Origin of the sequence: Daejeonella rubra (assembly GCF_900103545.1) — a bacterium.
GTDB classification, from domain to species: Bacteria; Bacteroidota; Bacteroidia; order Sphingobacteriales; family Sphingobacteriaceae; genus Daejeonella; species Daejeonella rubra.
The window spans coordinates 127,624-146,282 of the sequence record NZ_FNHH01000008.1 but is presented as its reverse complement, the minus strand read 5'-3'; the positions used below and the strand labels follow the sequence as shown (position 1 = coordinate 146,282).

Genomic DNA, 18,659 nt, shown 5'->3' with positions numbered 1-18,659 from the left:
ATAAAATGAAGAAAATATCAGGATTTTTAGCAATAGCATTCTTTGCAGCAACATTAACTGTAACTGCTCAGGAGCCTAAATCTGCACCAAAACCAGCAGAAAAAATGGAATGTAAAATGGGTAAGGACTGTAAAATGAGCGGTTGTTCAGATAAGTCTAAGACAAGCGAAACAGCGCCAAAAGCACCTAAGAAAAAGAATTAATTTGATTAATAAAAAATCCGGTCTGATAACAGACCGGATTTTTTGTGCGCTTTGGTTTCGTTTTTATATGGGGGAGTAATTGAATAACCTGTAATCCTCCCGTTTTAGTCAATAAGTAAGGTTGAGATTGGTTAAAATTCCAAGAACCACCCCCTAACCCCCGCCAGCGGTGGACAGCATGACGGATAAAAAAATTGCATTTAATATTGGATTGTGAGATTCCATCAAATTTCCTTAGCCAACCAGTATCCACCGCTGGCGGGGGAATAAAAGGGGGTGGTCCTTTCCAAATCATAAAAAATCTGTAATCCTTTGCGTCTTAGCAATAGAGACCTTTTTGTTTAAAAAAACATTTCTGATACAAATTATACAGGCTTCTCGGGCTTATCCCCAACATACTCATGGTAAACCGTTTGTGATGGAAATGCAAAACCTGCTCCGTTTTCGGAAACGATCTCCATAATGCGGTAATTAATATCCTCCCTGATTCGCATATACTCATTGTAATCAACGATCTCGATAAAATAGAGCACTTGTATGTTCAGCGAGGAATCGCCGAATGAGTCAAAGCTAACCAATGTGTCATTGCTTGTTGCCGGATGATCATTCACAAATTTCTCAACCTCAACAGAGATTTTCTTCATTACTTCAGCCGAAGTATCATACTTCAGAGCGATGTTAAATTTCATTCTTCTCAGATTTCTGAGACTGAGATTTTCGAGGGGGCTGTCGACCATTTTTTTATTGGGAATGATTACCAGGGTTTTGTCAAGAGTCCGGAGCAGGGTACTTCTGAAACCTACCTTTTCAATGGTCCCTTCAAATTTATCAATACGAACAAGATCGCCAACAACAAATGGCTTGTCAGCAAAAATGGTGAATGAGCCCAACAGATTTTGGAGCGTATCCTGAGCCGCCAGGGCCACAGCAATTCCGCCAATACCAAGTCCGGCGATGATCGTAGCAACATTTAAATTAAAAACGGCACCCAGGATGACAAAAACGGCCAGAACGATGGTAATGATCTTAGAAAGTTCCTTGATAAAAGGTACCATCTGATCATCTGTTTTTGATTCCGTTAATGCCGCCTTATACTCAAAAACATAGGCGATAAAATCGATGATCCTCAGCACGATCCAGAAGGCAGCAATAATGAAAAGCAATAAAAATAAATTGTCAATCACTTGCAGGAGCGTTATCTCATAAACAGACGGTACCTTATTGATCAGGGTAGTTCTTCTGAATATCACTTCCTGAAGTGGATAGTCAAGCTGATTAATGGACAGGTAGATCACGGAAAAGAGAATCAGAACTTCTACCGGGCGAATCAGAAGATCGACAAAAACTTTTGGATCTGTACCGGGCTGGATCCGCATGAACATTCTGAACATCAGCTTACTTAATGCCCTTGAAAACAATCGCTTGAGTAATAATCCAAAAAGAAGTATAGAGGCAAAAAGGAGATAGTTTCTAATGCTGTTTCCAAAAAATTGCTGTTCAAAAAATTCAGAGTTCATAATTAAAGAATGTGTATTGTCTTACAGATGGTCTTTAAAATAACCAAATTATTCAGGATTAACCAATGAGAGTTTGTTTTACAAAACCTTATAAACGAAAAAACCTCCCGAATATCATCCGGGAGGCTAAATCTTATTATTTAATTACACTCTTCTTGTTTTGATACGAGCTGCCTTACCAGTTAACTCGCGCAGATAGAATAATTTCGCTCTGCGAACTTTTCCATGACTATTTACTTCGATCTTATCGATGTTCGGAGAATTTACTGGAAAGATACGCTCTACACCAACTCCATTTGACATTTTACGTACTGTAAAAGTCTCATTTACACCTACACTATTACGCTGGATAACAACACCCTGATAAATCTGGATACGTTCTTTATTTCCTTCGCGAATTTTATAGTGAACACTAACCGTATCACCGGCTTTGAATGCAGGAACTTGCTTTTTAACTACCGCCTGCTCTTCAACAAATTTTACTAAATCCATGATTTTAAGCTCTTAAAGTCGATTTTTAGCCCGTAAAAATCGGACTGCAATATTAGGAAAAATATTTTACTTAAAAAAGGATTTTGAATATTTTCCCTTATTTAATTTCTTTCAGGTATAAGCAGGCCAGGTACATACGTCCTATTCCAAAAGATCCGGGCGTCGCTGCTTTGTACGCTCCAGAGCCTGCTCATGCCTCCAGTCGTTGATCGCTGCCTCATGTCCGCTTAAAAGAATATCGGGCACCCTATGGCCCCGCCAGTCGGCCGGACGGGTATATACCGGAGCGTCAAGCAGCTCCCCCTGAAAGGAATCTGATAATGCTGAGGTTTCATCGTTCAATACTCCCGGTAATAATCTGACAATACTATCAACCAGAACCGCTGCCGGTAATTCACCTCCGGAAAGAACATAATCCCCAATGGAGATCTCTCTGGTTACAAAAATATCGCGAATACGCTGATCGATACCTTTATAATGCCCGGCAAGGATCATGATATTTTCTTTTCCTGATAGCTCGTTGGCCATACTCTGATTAAGTGTTTTTCCATCGGGTGTCATAAAGATCACCTCATCGTATTTACGCTCCACAAGTAATTTTTCGATACAATTAGCGAAAGGCTCAATACCCATCACCATTCCGCTGCCTCCACCATACTGATAATCATCAACAGATTTCTGCTTATTGCTTGAATAATCCCTCAGATTATGAACTACGATCTCTGCAAGTCCCTTTTTCTGAGCACGCTGCAAGATGGAATGTGCAAAAGGACTCTCCAGCAAGTCGGGCAATACGGTTATGATATCGAAACGCATGCTGCAAAGATAGGAAGGAGATATGAGATATGAGATATGAGACTAGGGGATTAAAGCAAAGACCCTGTTAATAGTCCTGGCCGGATCATTCATGAAATGAAACCGGCTGGGATATTATTTCAATAAATCAACCCTTCTTCATTTTATTGAGCCAGATCAAAGTACCGGTAACTGGCAGACTGGTAGCGATCAGGCAGGCAAGAAAATATAGGATCTTTGAAAAACTGCCATAAACATCTCCAACATGCAGAGCTTTAATGGAAGCTGAAATGCGCTCATTCAGTGGCTTTGCACTGAAAATATCAGACTGCAATACTGATGCGGTATACTGGTCTAAATATATTTTATCGCTGGCTACAGGAGCAAAAAATCCGGTTTTTACCTTGTTTACAACGATTGCTTCCGCAGAATCAGCCGCCAGAGCTATGGTCAGGTCGCCATGGTAATTCAATGTTTTATTTGCAGCGCTGATAAAATCGCCGATGAATAATGTTTTAGCACTTCCCGTTCCCTGAATGATTGAATGTGGAGTTTCTGGTTTTGGCGCACCTTCCGGCTGGTAGGTTCCCAGGGTTTTCCTTAAACCTTCCCTGTACCAGGAAAACGACCATTGCGGACCAGTAATTCCCATTAAAAATAGCAGGATGCAGCTGTAAAAACCAAGACTATTATGGAGATCATGGTTAACTCTCTTCCAGTTCCCGTCCCATTTTATTTTTAAACCATTTTTCCAGCTCCTGATCTTTCTGGGAAACCAAATGACCATACCTGTGATGACTCCCAAAGTAAACAATATCGTTGCGGTTCCGCTAATATAACTACCAAGAGTACGGTTTGGAAGCTCCCCAAAAAGAGGCTCTTCGATCCTGTCGAGCAAAAGCCAGCGGTGCAGACTGAACATCAGCTGCATAAATTCCGTAATCGCAGTCTTTTCGTTGCTGTTCCCAAGGATCTGTCCCGTATAAGGATCTACCATGTATTGGATGCCCCTGGCTGGGGGACCAGGTTTTTCAGATCCCCCTTTTTCAGCCTTTTCTCCGGATCTTTTACCGGAATTTTCCTTTGATGTCTCTCCCGCTCTGCCCTTACTCTTAGCTTCCTTATTTTCACCCGGCCTACTTTCTTCCGGTTTCCTGACGGTCAGGACATAGGATCTTTCAGGATCAGATGGTATTTTGATGCTAACCACTTTTCCTCCCGTTTCCTGACTTACCATGGCGATCAATTTTTCTGCAGCCAGCCTTTTAGCATTGGTTGAAGGACTTACATGATACATTTCTGGCCGGGAAAATTCTCTGATCTCCGTATTAAAAACATAAATGGTACCACTCAGGCAGATAAGCAACACAAGAAGTCCGCTTGAAAGACCTACCCATAAGTGGACATCATTCAAAAACTTACGGAATCCGGACCAGGTTAAAAATTTTTTCATGTTTCTATTAAATGGCTTTATTAAAATTTATAAGACAGGGTGGTTAAAAACTGACGCGGAGGGATAGGGTTTACACTATAGTTCTCGTGCACATAATAGTTCAGCTCATTGGTAATATTGGATAGTTTGGCCAGAAGAGAGATTCTTTTCAGGGTATATCCGGCTGAAAGGTCAAAAGTTGTAAATCCCGACATCGGTATCAATCTGGTTTCCGACTGAGTTTGGCCCACTGTATTGTTCCATCCTGCATTCCTTTCGCCAATATAATAGGTTGAAGCGCCTAATTTAACTCCCTTAAGTTTTGTGGAATTGAAGGTGTAAAACAGACTTCCATGAGCCGTATGTGCGGGATTACTAACCAGATGTTCTCCTTCAATATAACTTCCCTTCAATCCCGAGGTCTTGGTATATCTCATGTAATTAAAACTATAACCAGTCATGAAATACAATCCGGGAACAACAGAACCGGTCAGATCGAGTTCAAATCCATCACTTGTAGTCTGACCTGTTAATTCTTTGATATTTGTGTTTGTATTCACCGTTACTCCGTCCAAAAGGTACTGAGCCTGTTGAGCAAGATTATTATTGATGATCTTATAAAGTGCGAAGTTTGCCGTTAACTTACCGTTCAGGAAGTCGTTTTTCAGTCCCAGTTCAAACTGGTCAACCAGCGAAGGTCGCAGTGCCTGATCAAAAACATCAATACCCGAATTCACGGTAAAGTTATTGGAGTAGCTGGCAAAAACGGCCATGCTTGTTATTGGCTGGTAAACAAGCCCCAGTTTAGGAGAAAAAGCCTGATCTGCCTTTGCAGAAGCTGTACCTTTCTTTGTCGTTCCATTGACCAGATTATATATATCTGTAACCAGAGCTTTCTGATACGACCATCTTAATCCGGCAAGTACTTTAAATTTATCTGATAAGCTTACCAGATCCTGAGCATAATATCCCAAACGATAGGTTGGAGCCTCAGTCCTCAGGGAGTCTTTTGCAAAAGGCATATCTACACGGGCATTGTATTTGTTGGGATCAAGCAGGTTGATCTTATCATAAGCAGCTGTTAAATTAAAGGTGTGACTGGTATTCATGTAGCTATCAGCATCTGTTCCAATTAAAACCTGATGGCTGATCTTGCCAGTCTTTATTTTTCCGGTCAGATTAGCCTGTGCAGAATAATAATCTTCTGCAGTATTTGATCTTGTCAATGAACGGCTCCAGTCTCCAACAGCATCAGCCTGGATGCGTTCAGTTGAATAATAATCTCTTTCAAAAAGCTGGTATGACCCTATTACATTAAGTTTCCAGGAATCATTGAACTTATGGTCAATAGTGGCAGAAGCATTGGTTTGCTCAGCTTTGTTGTATGCCCATGGAGTATTAAAATAACTTGATCTGGAGATGGTAGTTGGTATTTTTCCCGCGAGTGAACCGATCCCGAAATCGGGTGTAAGCTCATACTTCAAATAATCGCCCTGGACTAAAATATCCGTTTTCTTACCTGCTTTGTATAATAGTGAGGGATTGATATAGTATTTATCAGACTTCACGTTATTCCTGTAACTCTCATTGTTTTCAAAAGTTCCGATCATACGGAAAGCCAAATTCTTTGAAATGGGACCGTAAATATCGCCAATAGGCTTGTATGAATTAAAACTTCCTCCGCGCAAAGAAACCTCACCTCCATATTCAAACTTCGGGCGCTTGGTTACCAGATTTACTATTGCACCACCGCTAACATTACCATAAAGCATGGCCGCACTACCTTTCAAAACTTCTACCTGCTCTAAAGTACTTACCTCAGGTATAGACCCCGAATTATACCTTGAACCATTTTTGAAGTAATTATTGCTTCCAAGACTATAACCACGAGCGAAAAAATTCTCTGAAGTAGAACCTCTGCTTGAACCCATCGCCACACCGCTCACATTCTTCATCACATCACTTAGCCTGGATGCCTGCTGATCGCTAATCACCTGACTACTCACTATTCCAGTACTCTGGGGCAGATCCATCGGATTAATTCCTGCCTTACCAATTGCCGGAACCTGCTGATTATTTCTTGCCGCCGTAATGATCACTTCAGAAAGTCTCTGAGAACTCTCTGTCAATTCAAAGTTTAACTCAGTTATTTGTCCATCCAATATTTTGATGGCCTTCTCCTGAGTTTGAAGACCAATAAAAGACACTTTTATTACAATTTGGCCGACAGGAACATTCCGAAGAATATACGTTCCGTTTTCATCGCTAACAGTTCCCTTATTCAGGTCTCTAATTCCAACATTAACATATCCGGCAGCCTTACCATCAGCGGTAACGATTTTTCCTTTTAAAATTGATTGATTGCTTTGTGCAAGGCTCGTCTCCAGATTAAATAAATTTAAAAGGATCAACAGGAGGACTAAGCAAGGTATTTTTATAGATTTCATTTTTTATTTTTATTTAGACTCGTTCTAGATTGAGACAAATATAAAAACAGAAAATGAATTTCAAAGCATTATTTAGAATAATTCTAATTAATAATATAAAGGTTAGATTTTAATATAAGCAGGGCGGATTCTGCCAATACGGGACAGGCTTGTTTATGAAATAACACCGGCAATCATGCCGCTCTTCGATGTTATGCAAAGTATCCCGAATTTGAGTTTAAGGACAATTAAATCTGCAAGACAATTCTGACAAAGGAAAGCACCCCAATCCAGGCCTTTTACATTGGAGATATCGACAAGTTCACTGTTTAAACCTTTTAAGGCGAATGTAAATTTTGCAGGTATACCTGATTGATGTTCGAAAGTAACGGGTCCAATACCAGTAAAAATAACCTTGATCTTTGCAAAATGATTTTTATTTATAATAGTAAAATTTTAATGATTATGTGCTCATAATAGAAAATATTTAATATATATATCATATTCAGTCATCATACTGGAAAAAAATGCTTTCACAAAAAGGCTTACATAACCGAAAATATTTAAAATATAATACCTTAATAGAAAATATTTAATTAAATTTGAATTTAAATAGAAAATATTTAATAATCAGCTACTGATTAACGGTTATAATGGAAAAAAATATTCCCCTCCATCTTCAGGACATTGTATTTGGATCGTCTGATCCTGCCATATCCCAACAGATCGCAAAGCACATCCGGGAGGGCAAACTGAAAAAAATTGCTCCACGGATTTATACAGGAAAACTGACTGACAGCGCAGAAGAAATAATTAAACGGAACCTATTCAATATCCTTGGTAAACAATACAATGGTGCAGTACTCAGTCACCGATCAGCATTTGAATACCGGCCAACAGAATCCGGAATGTTGTTTTTAACCTATACGTATACCAAGAAAATTGAACTGCCCGGTGTCACTCTCAGTTTTATGGCAGGACCCGGCCCAATTGAGGGCGATTCGAAGATGTTCGACCTATACATTTCTCAGCAGGCTCGCGCATATCTGGAGAATATGCAGGTATCCCGCAGACCGGGCGCTGATTCTAAAACACTTTCCATTAAACAGATAGAAGAAAAGCTAGAAAAGATTATTCAAATCAATGGGGAACAGGAAATTAACCGCCTTCGCGACCGGGCCCGGGAAATTTCCGGAGCGCTGGGTATGGATGCCGAGTTCAGCAAACTAAATAGATTGATCAGCGCATTATTAGCTACGAGAACACACAAAGGGCTGGCTTCCCCGGCAGCAAAGGCACGTGCGCTGGGCGCTCCTTTTGATATCGAACGAACCAAAATCTTTGAATCCTTATTTATCGATCTACGCGAACGACCGCTTATCCGAAGACTGGATCAAAATGCCTCCGACATCTCCTTTAAAAATTTCGCCTTTTTCGAGAGCTACTTTTCCAATTACATTGAAGGTACTGTATTTGAGATTGAGGAAGCTAAACAAATCATCGCAACTCAACAGCCGCTTCCTGCTCGTAACGCGGATTCTCACGACGTGCTGGGTACCTATCAGATTGTTTCAAGCCGGCAGGAAATGCACGTGACGCCACGAGACAGCGCACAACTGCTAGAAATTCTTCAGTATCGTCACCGGATACTGATGTCGGCCCGCCCCGATAAAAACCCAGGCCTTTTTAAGGATCGTAACAACTTCGCGGGAAGTACCATCTTCGTTGACTACAATTTGGTACGTGGCACTCTCATTAAAGGCTTTGAATTTTACAGGGCGCTGGAACACCCCATCGCCCGCGCTGTGTTCATAAAGTTCATGATCAGTGAAGTCCATCCGTTCCTGGACGGAAACGGAAGGCTGGCGCGGATAATGATGAATGCAGAACTGGTGGCTGCCGGGGAATCTAAAATCATAATTCCCGCAGTTTTCAGGGAAGACTACCTTGGGTCACTTCGTCGCCTGACCCGACAGGGCGACACAGATACCTACATCCGGGTAATGGCCAAAGCGCACCTGTTCAGCGGGCAAATCTTCGGAGATGACCGGGACGAGATGGAAAATCACCTTCGGGACTGCAATGCATTCTCGGAACCAGAAGAAAACATTTTAAAAATCATTGAGCGGCTATGAAAAAGACCGATCAGCCACAGGAAAAAAAGAACGTATAGAGCCAGGAATGACAGTCAGAATCTCTGGCCTTCTGGCCATAGTATTCCTATCAACTACCCATCAGTCCTTAGTGTTTCCCACTGTCCGATAAAGTTAAGCGCTGCGACTCTGCGTCTTCGCGAGATCATTTTTATAATACTATTATTGCCGATTATATAATTTAGGTCTAAAGTGTTGATTTTACATAAAAGATGTTTCTCGCGAAGACGCTAAGACGCAAAAAATTGCAGATTAATTATTATATTTCATTTTAAATCAGGAACTTATAGTATTCGGATAACTCAATAAAATCCCGTACATACGGGACAGACTTGGTTAAAAAATTCCAGTTATGGTCCGGTTGAATGTTCAACGGCAAGAAAAAACACAATTGAGGAAAGATGAGAACTGAATTAAAAGTTTTTACAAAGCTGCTTTTCAATCATATTGGTCAGTAAGGGATTATGCACTCTGTTTATGTAAAATAAGGCACCGCATAACTTATTCAACGTGTTTTTGATATGAACCAAACTTTTGATTTGTCTAACAATACCATTTACAGGCAATATTAAAGTCCATTTTACATTCTTAAGTGAGCAGCAGCCTTACTATCATCCTTCTTCCATTATTTAAATGTCTCGTTAATAAATTATCTTTAAGCACACAGTAGTAATTTAACTTCGATGCGAACTGCTTTAGCATGCTTTCTTGGTTTTATATTATTTGGAACTGTCTATGCACAAACCTCAATGACGGATTCTTTAGTCGTCCATAAGTTTGAGCTTCATTCCAGGTCAAATCCTTCCAACCCACTCTTTGTACATACTGATAAAACCATTTATACTAATAATGAGACAGTTTGGTTTAGCGCCTATCTGATTGAGAGCGGTAAAACCTATTTGCATAGACATACCATCCTATCCCTTGCCATGGTCAGGGAAGATAACAGAGAGATTATCTTGCAGGATAAATATCTCATGAAGGATGGCCTCAGCTTTGGGAGTATGGGGCTGCCTGATTCCATTCCTCCCGGCAATTACATGTTCATTGCCTCAACAAACGTATTAGACAAGAACGGGCAGCCCCTGACTGTTTTTACTCAGCCCCTGACCATAAAAAGTATTGTCCTGAATAGTTTTAACGCTACTTTAAGTTTACTGGATAGCGTTGTGACAGGTGGTGCTGTCCGTTCAAAGCTTACCCTCACTCCGAAAGAACCTGATCCTAAATCAAAAATAAAACCCGGTATTACTTATAGCGTAGGTAAGGGAGAGAAACAAACTGTTGTGTTGAAGCAAAATGAAAGCACTTATATTATGACTATTCCTGCTTCACAAGTAAACCAGACTAATCCCATTCTACTTACCACCATTACCTATAATGAAGAAGTAGGGTACCTGAGCATAAAACTTCCGGAGCATACCGTAAGTGGAATGGATGTACAATTCTTCCCCGAAGGTGGAAATCTGGTAAATGGACTTACGGGTACCATTGCATGGGAAGCTAAAAACAGGCAGAATGTACCTATTGCATTGAAGGGTATTCTTTACAGAAACGATATCCCGCTTGATACCATCAGCACTAACAGCTATGGTATTGGTTCATTCAAGCTAAGACCTGATCATGAAGGCATTTATACTTTGAAAGTTTCTGCTAACAATTACCTTGAAAAAGACACAGTTTTTACTTTACCCAGAGCCCTGGAGGATGGAATAATATTGCAATTGAACAATGCGATTGTAAATGATACACTAAAGTTCAGTCTGTTTAGCAAATCGCCCAAAAACATAAAAGTATTGATACATAATTACCGCAAAGTTTTTGGTATTGCAGAGGTACAGGCCAAAGCTATAGGAACAAAAGTAATCATGGCTCTGCCTGAATTACCCAAAGGGATTGCAACCATAACCATTCTGGACGAGAACGGAAGGCCTTCAGCTGAACGTCTATTTTTTGCACATCATGACCAGAAAATAATAGGAGATATACAAACTGATAAAGCAGTCTATAAGAGGAAAGAGAAAGTTAATGTCAAACTGAAACTAACAGACCAGAACGGAAAACCGGTTCAGGGTATTATGTCTGCAGCTGTTGTGCAGGATAACCGGATCGAAAGCAGCAAGCAGCAGGATATTGAGAGTTATGTCTATTTAAACCATGATTTGGGAGGCTTGCCAAAGGATCCGGCAGGAAGGGGATTAGACAACAAAGATTACCTAGAAGATATTATGTTAGTTAAAGGCTGGAGAAGATTCACCTGGCAAAATCTGATTCAAACAGGGGCTAAAGATACCCTGGTTATACAAACCCCGAAAATGACCGGTAGAGTGACTTATAATAATAAGGATTTAAAAAAGCCAGTCCAGATCAGCCTGTTCAGGGATTCTCTCTTTGAATTGTTAACAACAGATACTGATGGATCTTTTATCATAAATGAAAACCAACTAGTGACTACAGAAGGCCGGAAGGTTTTGGCATCCGTAAATGAGAAAAACAAGACCGGCTTTGCAATTGAGACTGACAATCCGTTTAAAAATATTAATCAAAGGCTTTCAGATCAATTTGTTATACAAAATACTAATGTAGCTCCAGCTATTCAAAATAGCTCCGATCAGCAACTAAAAGGAATGGAAAGAATGATCGCTTTGCAGGAAGTAGTGGTTACTGGCAATAAAAATGACTATTCTTTGTATGGTATGAAAGGGGCAGGTCCAAATGCTTGTGGAGATTATGTGTGTAGCTTTGGTATTCTGAATTGTTCTAACCATGTTGGCGGCAGGGCACCTATAAAGGGAGAAAGATTTGGTAATGGATTTGTGTATTCAGGATGTATTTTAGATGAATCAAACGAAACTAAAACTATTTTTAAAATAAATCCTGTATTCACATCCAGGGAATTCTACGGAGTAAATACAGATTCGGCGGGTTTAATTGAAGCTCAGTTCATATCAACTCTTTTCTGGCAACCGGGCTTAATGAATAATGAGAAAGGAGAAACAGAGTTCAGTTTTATCACTGGTGATATCACCGGCAAATTCAGAATTATAATTCAAGGAGTAGGGATAGAAAATATGATTTTCGGTGAACAGAGTTTTACTGTAAAATAACAGTTCTCAAACAAATAATCGGCTAATCATGGTATCAGAAGGTCGGATATTTATTGGTCAGGAAAAAAGGTGCGCTATTTATAAATTTAATTATCTGTTTCCGGGAGATATCATGAGCAATAGATTTACACAATTTCTGCTAATTAAAATCCCTTCGCATTGGCTGGTGTAATCACAAGGTCCTTACTATAAAAATCTGTTGATCAGACTCATACACTATTTACTTCTGTACATCCCTGTCACTTCTAAGAATCTCCTGATACACCCTGTCCAGAACCTGCGCCCTGATATTCACCTTCGAAACCCCGAAAGTCTTTCCGTCATCCGGATATACCCGATTTGTCAGACAGATATACACCAGATTATAAACAGGATCGACCCATACATAGGTTCCTGTATAACCGCTGTGTCCGAATGCTTTTTCGGAAGGATAGCCTTTATTTGCATTCAGCTCCTTCTGTGTTACCCGCGCAAAACCATATCCCCGTTCACTGACCTTTGACTGATGGGAAGTAAACAGTTTGACAGTGCCGGCTTCAAAGTATTTCTGTCCCCCATACATTCCATTATTCAGCAGCATCTGAAAGTAGATAGCCAGGTCATTGGCGTTTGAAAATAATCCGGCATGTCCCTGAACACCTCCTGACATAGCCGCACCCGGGTCATTTACATATCCTTGTACAAGCATATCCCTGAACCAGTTATCATTTTCTGTGGTAGGCACAATTCTCGATTTTTCGAAGCGGTTCCGCGGCTGGTAGCCTGTTGAAAGCATACCAAGGGGAGTGTAGAACTCATTTGATACATAATCGTTCAGCCTGCTATGAGAAACCTGCTCGACAACTTCCTTCAGCATATACATGCTCACGTCGCTGTAAACAAATTTACCCCGGGTTCCCCCTGTTGATGCTAATGTAACCGGCCACATCACTTCATTAAAATAATTGGCTCTCAGAAAATAATTATCAGCTACCTTGGTGGGATGAGTGGATGATGAATCATTGCTCATTTCCCCGGGCTTTAACAATTCAAAGAACTTGATATAAGGGGTGTATCCGGCTTCATGCAGCAAGGCTTCTTTAATTTTAATATCACGCTTATCCGGAATATTCCTTGTTAAAGCAACATATCTGCTGATGGTATCCTCCAAACTTATCAGCTTTTTATCATAAAGACGCATAATAGCAGGTGTTGTGGCACTCACCTTGGTAACTGAAGCCATATCAAAAATATCATCTGCCTTGGTTGAAGCAGTTCCCTTGTAAGTATGTGATCCATATGCTTTGCTGAAGATCACCTTCCCGTCCTTAGCTACCAGAATCACAACTGCAGGGGCTGAATGTGCCGCAATACCGGCATTCACGATCGAATCTATTCCTCCTGCCAAACTGCCGTTTAATGAAACAGCGTCAGGTAATGAATACCCCAGCCGTATCTTTTGTATTGTATAGCCATAGCCTTTCTTAAAATGATAACCATAATCCGCATTCAGCTTATTTGCTGCAGAGGCTCCTCCAAACATCAGCTGGGCAGAAAATGAAGCCGCTGAGGCACTTTCATGCTTGTTCCAGATGATGGCTGATTTGAACTTAGCCAGGAGTTCCAGATTCTTGCCACTTCCGCTTAATATGATGATACTTTTCGTCTTACTTTCCACATCAGAAATAAATGCCAGGAGTTCCTTACTAAAACGGGTTTCTGCAGAAAGGTCAAAGACAATAAGATTATGAAGCTTAAGCTGGTCGTGCAATTTGTTAAACTCTTCGATGTTGCGAATGGTATCCGCATGAATACTTTCAACTGCCCAGTATTTATTTGCAATACTGTCGAAAACCGCGGTATGCGCAGAACCAAAATGCAGGCTTGCTATTTTAAGTCCTTTAAGATTCTTCAATGGAATTGTTCCTGATCCGTTCCTCAGAACAACAGCATGCTGTTCAGCTTCCCTTATCCCGGAAAGGCTGATCAGCTCCCTATCAACCTGCGAAAAAGCAGCGGTCTGAATAAATATGAAAAGAAGGCTTACTATTTTTCTCATGGTTTTAAACTAAAAAGGGGAACAAATGCTCCCCCTTCTTTTGAAAATTATATTGCCGGATCGGCAGGCGTATTCTTGTTATTGAGCCTTTCCTGATCAGGGTAGGGATAAAATATACGATTACGTTCTGTATTATTAGCAGGCGGCACCGGGCGGCCAAAGCGTCTGGTATCCTCCCATTTCAAACCGCTTAAATACAATTCAGTACAGCGCTGTTTGTAAACTTCAAGCAGCAGGTCATCTTTCGTAACTGCACCGGTATAAGCCGGAAGGCCAGCGTTTACACCATAAAGATCTCCACTGGTTTGTGTCCTCACTTCATTAATCAACTGCAATGCTGTTGTAAGTGAACCATTCAACCTTAATGTCGCTTCCGCCTTGATCAGTTTGATCTCATCAGTAAGATACAAGGGAATCGAAGTTGTTTGAGAAGCCGCGAAACCTGTAAGGATCACCACAGGATCTGTATTGATTATATCCCTTGGTGTTGTAAAGTAGAAACTATAACGCTTATCACCTGCTTCATATAAAGCTGCCGGTAATCCAAAATTATCTCTCGGACGGTAGGAGCGGGTCACATTATAAATTGTATAAAGCGGGTTAGGGCTGAGAGTGGTATAGCTGTATTTCGATGTTTTGCTCAGATCAACCAGGTTGGCATTTGTCAATGCCTTCTGGTTATCACCTGCCATTAAACTGATGCGGGCCTGGTACGCGTAAAGCGTATTTTTCAGGTCAAAGTCAGGACCGCTTACCAGATTGGTAAATGCTGCAGATGCAGGGTTTGTGGTGATAGTTGCAATTCCAAGGTCAAGCAGCCTGATAGCCTCTGCCATCACGGCAGCTCTTGGAACAAACTGTACCGGCTCTGTAGTACTGCTGTTAAGATTGGCCTGCTCAAAAGCAGCAGCCAAACTTGCTAAAGAAATGGCTTTGAACAAATAAGCCTGAGCCATGATACCGCTTAAAAGCGCTGGTTCAATATTAGCCACCTTGGGCGCATTCGCGATTATGTTTTCGCACATACCCATTTCACGCTGCATGGTCGACCAGTAACTTAAGATATTACCATTGGCAGTTGGCAGTGCCGTACCGCCCGCTTCAAGTTCCAGGGTGTTGGTAAATGTTGCTATTCCTTTTACCTCACGTGCGGTAACTGTAGGTGTAAGCATCACCTGGCTTAAGCCGGTAGTAGAATAGAATTGACGTAATCCTATGCTTAAGGCAATTACTCCCTCCCTGGTATTTAAAACCTGCTGATCTGTAGCAGAGTTCGGATTACTTTGATCTAACTCACACGATGAAGCGGTTAAGATCAGGATGGAGAGAAGAGATCTATATAAAATATTTGTTTTCATTTCTCTATTGTTTGTGTTTTAGTGGTAATGAAGCCTGCATAAACTATATTTTAAGTTAGCCTTCCTTTAACAGGATTTAAGTGCTAAACGGAGCAGGTTTCATGACGTTAATATGAATTCTTAAAATGTGTAATTTAAACCAAGGGCGATGGTTCTCGGTATCGGAACTTCCACAAAGTCGAAGCCGCGAACCGCAGTACTCTGACCCGCAGCATTTGTCTCAGGATCCCAGCCCTTATACTTGTCTATTGACATCAGGTTCCTTCCTGAAACCGTTATTCTCAAAGGATTATTATTCAGAAATTTAGCTCTCAGGTCATAAGAAGCAGATAATTCCCTGAATTTTAGATATGAACCGTCTTCAATCCAGTTCTCCATGATGCCGAATAATACGGCTGAAGTTCCCTTTGGAACTTCGCCTCTTAGTTCAGCCTCATATCCTTTCAGACCTCCGTAAAGATCTCTGTCACCAACCCGTCTTGTGAAGTTAAATACATCATTACCATAAGAAGCATCCCATTGCATTCTCAGGCTCAGGTTTTTTCCGATAGAAAACTCATTCGTAAATGATCCTGTCCATTTTGGATTTGGATCTCCGATAACACTGGTTTTTACTGAACCTGAAGGCTGCCCAGCTGTATTGCGGCCAGTCAATTCTCTTTGAGGGAAGCCGGCAGGTGTAAGCAGAAGTTCGCCGGAAGAAGTACGCGCAAAAGAGGTTGCATAAAATGCACCCAATGGATAACCATTCACCGCGGCAACCTGTCCAAATCCGCCAGGGAATGTAACCACTCCGCCAGGGATATCGGTCACTTCATTCTTATTTTTGGAGAATATAATGGTTGAATTCCATTTAAAATTTACAGTCTGAACAGGTACTCCTTTAAGCATCAGCTCAAATCCCTTATTCACCATATTTCCTATATTCTGAAACTGGGTAATATATCCGCTTGAAGGACGCAAAGTTACCGGCAGAAGCAAGTCTTGAACAGCTTTGTCATAATAGGAAACTTCAAGCCCTAACCGGTTTTTCAGGAAACTGACATCCATACCGAACTCCTTTTCTGTCTGACGTTCCGGCTTAATGTCCGGGTTACCGTATTGTGAAGGCGCCGACACTCCGGGAAGACCTGCCAGAGACACCGAATTATAATTACTAAAGCGGTCATAAGCACCGATAGCGGTCAGGTTACCTGATTGTCCGTAAGATGCCCTCAGTTTTAAACTTGGAATTGCTGAAGATATGGAAGAGTTCTTCCAAAATTCTTCTTCAGACAGGATATAAGCACCGCTGAACTTAGGGTATAACTGCCATCTGTTCGCCTCTCCAAATGATGATGAAACATCATTTCGGACAGCTCCGGTCAGATATAATTTGTTTTTTATTCCAAAGGTCTGCTGTATGTAAAATCCTAAAATATTAATGGTCGATTTGTAATCACTGGTCACAATAGAAGCGCCACTTGATGCAGCCTGACTTACAGGACTTAACTGGGTACCAGTGATTATGGCAGAATTAATGCGCTCCGACTGAGCAGTTGCTCCTGCTGAAGTTGTTGATTCTAACCAGGATCCCAGTTTGGAACGGTAAGCTACATTCAGGTCATTATTTAAAAGGGTGTTTATTCTGTCTCCTTTTCTGGCAAAACCTGCATTATGCTCAGGACTGGTATTACCAATAGGAATATAACCTGATCCCATTTGGGTTGAGTTGTCAAACCCTAATGTATAATTGATCGATAAATTCTTAAGCGGCTCAATATTTACCTGTAAATCGCTGATAAAACGACTGGTTTGCTGGCTGAAATCGAAACGGTTAACGGCTTCCAGCGGATTAGTGCGGCGAAGACCTGTAGGGGCAAGTGAAGGATATACTCCACTGCTTGGATCTGGATAAGGATTAATAAAGTTATTTCCGAATATAAAACCGGTCATCGCACCATAAGCCGAATTAATACCACCGTTAGGAATCTCATTACTTCCGCTGAAGGTATAGCTGGCACCCATACTTACCTTGATCACATCATTGAATCGCTGGTCAAGTCTTAAACGGGTCGTTGCTCTCTTGAAATCGGTATTCTTGATGATACCCTGGTTTCCTAAATATCCTCCGCTTAAATAATACTGAGTTTTATCTGATCCTCCCGAGACCGAAATATTATTTTCTGTACCATAAGCAGTGGTAAATATCTCATTCTGAAGATCATATCTCTGCACAGGAATTTGTGTTAGATCGGTAGCTGTAGTGTTTGCAAACCGAAAAGGGTATTCATTTGTTTCAACTTTCTTCCGCAGTGAATTTGTTCTGAACTGAGTTGAAAAGCTGACCACAGGTTTCCCTGATTTACCTTTTTTGGTGAAGATCTGGACTACCCCGTTACTTGCACGCGATCCGTATATTGCGGCACCCGCAGCGCCTTTAATAATTTCTATTCTATCAATATCCGCAGGGTTAATATCCACTAATCTGTTTTGAGAGTAGCCTCCCAGATCAAGCAGTTCGGCTGAACTATTATTCACAATAACACCATCCACAATATAAAGAGGATCACTGGATCCGGATATTGTACTGTTTCCGCGAAGACGCACACTGATACCGCCTGCAGGATTACCTGAGTTCTGAGAGATCTGTGCACCCGAAACTTTTCCGGCTAAAGCCTGATCGATCGAGGTTGCCGCACCGCCTTCAAGCTCCTTTGCAGAAACAGTAGAAATAGCATTCCCTAACTGCTTTTTGCTCGTTGCAACCGAAGTACCTGTAACAACTACCTCATCCAGGTTAAGCGCATCTTCAGAAAGCTCAACATTTAGGGTTAAGCTGCTCTGGTTTAAAAGAATAGTTCTGGTAACAGGCTTATAACCAGTATAACTGATCAGAATTGGATAAGTACCTTCGTTGACATTTAAAACAAGGGTGTACGCTCCGTTAATGTCGGTAGATGTTCCCTGGGTAGTTCCCGTTAATTTTACTACAGCCCCTGGAAGAGGTTCCTTATTCCGGGCATCGGTGATGACACCTTTAATGGTATACCTCGGATTTTGAGCCATGGCCAGCTGGCCATAACACATCATAGCCAGCACAGCAAAAATATACCGGCGATTCATAAAAGTTTGTAACACTTTTTTCATATTGGTTAT

General features: G+C 41.1%; 11 protein-coding genes. 3 read left to right on the top strand and 8 right to left on the bottom strand.

The features are described 5' to 3' along the window. Positions 1 to 5: 5 nt before the first annotated feature. Complete coding sequence (locus BLR27_RS08050) at positions 6 to 203, top strand: hypothetical protein (RefSeq protein WP_090703368.1); 198 nt, start codon at positions 6 to 8, stop codon at positions 201 to 203. Positions 204 to 568: 365 nt separating this feature from the next. Here the strand turns inward: BLR27_RS08050 and BLR27_RS08040 are convergent, their stop codons facing one another. The 5 genes from BLR27_RS08040 to BLR27_RS08020 all read right to left on the bottom strand — a co-directional run bounded on the left by BLR27_RS08040 (position 569) and on the right by BLR27_RS08020 (position 6,886). Continuing rightward, positions 569 to 1,720, bottom strand: coding sequence for a mechanosensitive ion channel family protein (locus tag BLR27_RS08040; protein ID WP_090703360.1), 1,152 nt, complete (start codon positions 1,718 to 1,720; stop codon positions 569 to 571). Positions 1,721 to 1,864: 144 nt separating this feature from the next. Next, positions 1,865 to 2,212: a 50S ribosomal protein L19 gene (rplS, locus tag BLR27_RS08035; RefSeq protein WP_090703355.1), complete on the bottom strand. Its 348-nt coding sequence runs from the start codon at positions 2,210 to 2,212 to the stop codon at positions 1,865 to 1,867. A 141-nt stretch (positions 2,213 to 2,353) separates the two neighbouring features. Beyond that, the gene (trmD, locus tag BLR27_RS08030; protein WP_090703351.1) at positions 2,354 to 3,028 is read right to left on the bottom strand and encodes a tRNA (guanosine(37)-N1)-methyltransferase TrmD; all 675 of its coding nucleotides are present in this window, start codon (positions 3,026 to 3,028) and stop codon (positions 2,354 to 2,356) included. 127 nt (positions 3,029 to 3,155) lie between these two features. Further along, positions 3,156 to 4,460, bottom strand: a complete 1,305-nt coding sequence (locus BLR27_RS08025; RefSeq protein WP_090703347.1) for a PepSY-associated TM helix domain-containing protein — start codon at positions 4,458 to 4,460, stop codon at positions 3,156 to 3,158. Positions 4,461 to 4,480: 20 nt separating this feature from the next. Next, on the bottom strand, positions 4,481 to 6,886 hold the full coding sequence (locus BLR27_RS08020; RefSeq protein WP_090703345.1) for a TonB-dependent receptor: 2,406 nt from the start codon (positions 6,884 to 6,886) through the stop codon (positions 4,481 to 4,483). A 632-nt stretch (positions 6,887 to 7,518) separates the two neighbouring features. On the opposite strand from BLR27_RS08020, the gene BLR27_RS08015 reads away from it, so the two are divergent. Together BLR27_RS08015 and BLR27_RS08010 are read left to right on the top strand one after the other, a co-directional pair. Then, the gene (locus BLR27_RS08015; RefSeq protein ID WP_090703342.1) at positions 7,519 to 9,000 is read left to right on the top strand and encodes a Fic family protein; all 1,482 of its coding nucleotides are present in this window, start codon (positions 7,519 to 7,521) and stop codon (positions 8,998 to 9,000) included. Between the two features lie 701 nt (positions 9,001 to 9,701). Continuing rightward, positions 9,702 to 12,125 (top strand): hypothetical protein, encoded by a 2,424-nt coding sequence (locus BLR27_RS08010; RefSeq protein WP_090703338.1) that lies wholly within the window; start codon positions 9,702 to 9,704, stop codon positions 12,123 to 12,125. Between the two features lie 220 nt (positions 12,126 to 12,345). Here BLR27_RS08010 and BLR27_RS08005 read toward each other — a convergent pair whose 3' ends face one another. From BLR27_RS08005 to BLR27_RS07995, 3 genes are all read right to left on the bottom strand, one after another. After that, on the bottom strand, positions 12,346 to 14,163 hold the full coding sequence (locus BLR27_RS08005; protein WP_090703335.1) for a serine hydrolase domain-containing protein: 1,818 nt from the start codon (positions 14,161 to 14,163) through the stop codon (positions 12,346 to 12,348). 47 nt (positions 14,164 to 14,210) lie between these two features. Then, positions 14,211 to 15,521 (bottom strand): RagB/SusD family nutrient uptake outer membrane protein, encoded by a 1,311-nt coding sequence (locus tag BLR27_RS08000; RefSeq protein WP_090703331.1) that lies wholly within the window; start codon positions 15,519 to 15,521, stop codon positions 14,211 to 14,213. Positions 15,522 to 15,641: 120 nt separating this feature from the next. Then, a complete protein-coding gene (locus BLR27_RS07995) occupies positions 15,642 to 18,650 on the bottom strand; it encodes a SusC/RagA family TonB-linked outer membrane protein (RefSeq protein WP_090703328.1) in 3,009 nt (1,002 codons plus the stop codon). Positions 18,651 to 18,659: the final 9 nt, after the last annotated feature.

Coding starts and splice junctions, on each gene's coding strand:
- BLR27_RS08050 (WP_090703368.1), top strand. CDS start 6: ATGAAGAAAATATCAGGATTTTTAGCAATAGCATTCTTTGCAGCAACA.
- BLR27_RS08040 (WP_090703360.1), bottom strand. CDS start 1,720: ATGAACTCTGAATTTTTTGAACAGCAATTTTTTGGAAACAGCATTAGA.
- rplS (WP_090703355.1), bottom strand. CDS start 2,212: ATGGATTTAGTAAAATTTGTTGAAGAGCAGGCGGTAGTTAAAAAGCAA.
- trmD (WP_090703351.1), bottom strand. CDS start 3,028: ATGCGTTTCGATATCATAACCGTATTGCCCGACTTGCTGGAGAGTCCT.
- BLR27_RS08025 (WP_090703347.1), bottom strand. CDS start 4,460: ATGAAAAAATTTTTAACCTGGTCCGGATTCCGTAAGTTTTTGAATGAT.
- BLR27_RS08020 (WP_090703345.1), bottom strand. CDS start 6,886: ATGAAATCTATAAAAATACCTTGCTTAGTCCTCCTGTTGATCCTTTTA.
- BLR27_RS08015 (WP_090703342.1), top strand. CDS start 7,519: ATGGAAAAAAATATTCCCCTCCATCTTCAGGACATTGTATTTGGATCG.
- BLR27_RS08010 (WP_090703338.1), top strand. CDS start 9,702: ATGCGAACTGCTTTAGCATGCTTTCTTGGTTTTATATTATTTGGAACT.
- BLR27_RS08005 (WP_090703335.1), bottom strand. CDS start 14,163: ATGAGAAAAATAGTAAGCCTTCTTTTCATATTTATTCAGACCGCTGCT.
- BLR27_RS08000 (WP_090703331.1), bottom strand. CDS start 15,521: ATGAAAACAAATATTTTATATAGATCTCTTCTCTCCATCCTGATCTTA.
- BLR27_RS07995 (WP_090703328.1), bottom strand. CDS start 18,650: ATGAAAAAAGTGTTACAAACTTTTATGAATCGCCGGTATATTTTTGCT.